Origin of the sequence: Streptomyces sp. WAC06614, assembly GCF_003949795.1 — a bacterium.
Classification (GTDB): domain Bacteria; phylum Actinomycetota; class Actinomycetes; order Streptomycetales; family Streptomycetaceae; genus Streptomyces.
In genome coordinates, this window is sequence record NZ_RPRY01000604.1 from 1 (window position 1) to 2,022 (window position 2,022).

Consider the following 2,022-nt stretch of genomic DNA (forward strand, 5'->3'; position numbering starts at 1 on the left):
CGCCTACGCCCCGCCAGGACAACAGGGCTACGCCCCCGGCCCCGCCTCTCCCGCATCCGCATCCGCGGCCGCAGCCGCGGCCAGGGCCCGGTCCTTGCGCCGCTGCAACCAGGCCCGCTCCGCCACGGAGAAGGCCGTGGTCGTCAGCAGGTAGAGGCCCGCCGCCAGGGGGACCACCGCCGCGGTGATCAAGGTGCCGAACGAGAGCAGCGGCAGGTAGCCCATCACCTTGCGCACCGCCTCCTGCTGCTCGACTGTCGGTGCCGGCACGGCAGCGCCAGCGCCCCGTACGCCGCCCGCCGCAGGCAGCGACCGGGGCACGGGCACGGGCATGGGCACCGGCGGTGCAACCGCCGCGGCCCGCCGCCCGAGCGCCGCGCTCCACGCGGCCACCGCCGCGATCGCGGCGAACAGCCCGAGGAACACCAGCCCCGACGCCCCGACCAGCCCGCCGTCCCCGAGGGCATCGGCCCAGCGGTCGCCCAGCGGGGCCGCGAACAGCCGGTGGCCCAGCAGTTCGTTCGCCGCGCCGCCGACCTCCTGCGCGGAGAACGCCTGGTACATCACGAAGAACACCGGCAACTGGAGCAGCACGGGCAGGCAGCCCGCCACGGGCGTGGCCCCGCGGAAGGCGGCACGGTTCAGCGGGTGCAGCAGCATCCGGACGAGCAGGGTGAACAGCACGATCGCGGCAGCGGTCGTGGACTGGGCCAGCACCGGCTCCAACAGCCCGGCCAGCGCAGCAACAAGGTGGGTGAAAACGGACACGCGGGCCCTCCGAGGGGTCTCGTCGAACGTCGAACGACGCATGGGGGGCATGCCGGCATGCAGGCCGGACAGACCTGGGCATGCGGCATGCGGATGCACGTCGGCGTGACGACCCACGAGGGGCGACAACGGTTCAGGCGGAACGAGCGCGGACCGGACGCCCCTACGCGGCCGTCAGGGCGTAACGGCCGGGCGCCCGGGGCCGCGACCGGCCCTCGGCGTCGGGATCGCGCTGCGGCAGGAACGCCGTGCGCTGCTCGCGGTCACGTATCGCGGTGCGTATTCGGGTCGGCGGCACGGGGCGCGCACAGCGCGCCGCGAAGGCCGCGCAGACGGCCAGGGCCGCCCCGGCCGCGGCGGTCGCCGCCAGGGTCACCGCGGCGGCGAGACCGACCGGCACGCCCGGCTCACCGCTCACTGCCCGGCCGAGCAGCAGGAACGTCGGCCCGAACAGCCCGACCAGCCCCAGCAGCACCGCGAACAGCGCCCCCCGCCCGGCCCCAACCTCCCGGAACGGCAGCAGACGACGACGCGAACCGAACACCACTGCTCCCCCTCCCGGTTGGCCCCTGCACCTCGATCGTGCTTTCGATCCTAACCGCCCCCACTGACAATCGGCCGGGGCCCGCACCCGGGCGACGGCGGTCACGGCGACCTACCCCTTGAGCCTGGCCCAGACGATCAGCCGGTACTTGGACGTGTACTCGGGGGTGCACGTCGTCAGCGTGAGGTAGGAGCCCGGTTCGGCGTAGCCGTACTCGGGCTTCACCACGCTCCGCGGCACCGGTGCGATCACCCCGCCGTCACGGGCGGTCGTCTCCGGCAGGACCGTGTCGACCACGTACGTGAACCGCTTCCCCCGCACGTCCACGTGGATCTCGTCCCCGGCGCGCAGACGGTTGATGTAGCGGAACGGCTCCCCGTGGGTGTTGCGGTGCCCGGCCAGGGCCACGTTCCCCCGGGCTCCCGGCTGCGCGGTCCCCGGGTAGTGGCCGACGTACCCCTTGTCGAGCACCCCGCGCCGGCTCACTCCCTCCGCGACGGGCGCGACCACCCCGAGCCGTGGGATGCGGAGCACGGCGTAGCCCTGGTCCTGCCGGGGGCCGGCGGTCGTGGGCGACGTACGGGCGCCGGCCACGGGCGGGGTCCCCTCGCCCGCCGGGGCCCCACCGGAAGCGGAAGCGGAGGCAGAGTGGGAGTCGGAAGGGGCACCGGCCCCGGCCCCGGTCCCGGCCCAGGGGTCCGGCTGCCCCT

3 protein-coding genes are annotated in these 2,022 nt (G+C 75.1%); all 3 read right to left on the reverse strand.

All coding sequences use genetic code 11. The annotated features are described in order from the left end of the window. Positions 1 to 27: 27 nt before the first annotated feature. Positions 28 to 768 carry a YidC/Oxa1 family membrane protein insertase gene (locus tag EF918_RS35175; RefSeq protein ID WP_260610992.1) on the reverse strand — a complete coding sequence of 247 codons (741 nt, stop codon included), beginning with the start codon at positions 766 to 768 and terminating at the stop codon, positions 28 to 30. A gap of 163 nt (positions 769 to 931) precedes the next feature. Beyond that, on the reverse strand, positions 932 to 1,312 hold the full coding sequence (locus tag EF918_RS35180) for a DUF6412 domain-containing protein (RefSeq protein ID WP_260610993.1): 381 nt from the start codon (positions 1,310 to 1,312) through the stop codon (positions 932 to 934). A gap of 111 nt (positions 1,313 to 1,423) precedes the next feature. After that, the coding region (locus tag EF918_RS35185) for a class E sortase (protein ID WP_148141344.1) at positions 1,424 to 2,022 on the reverse strand (599 nt) is incomplete at its 5' end.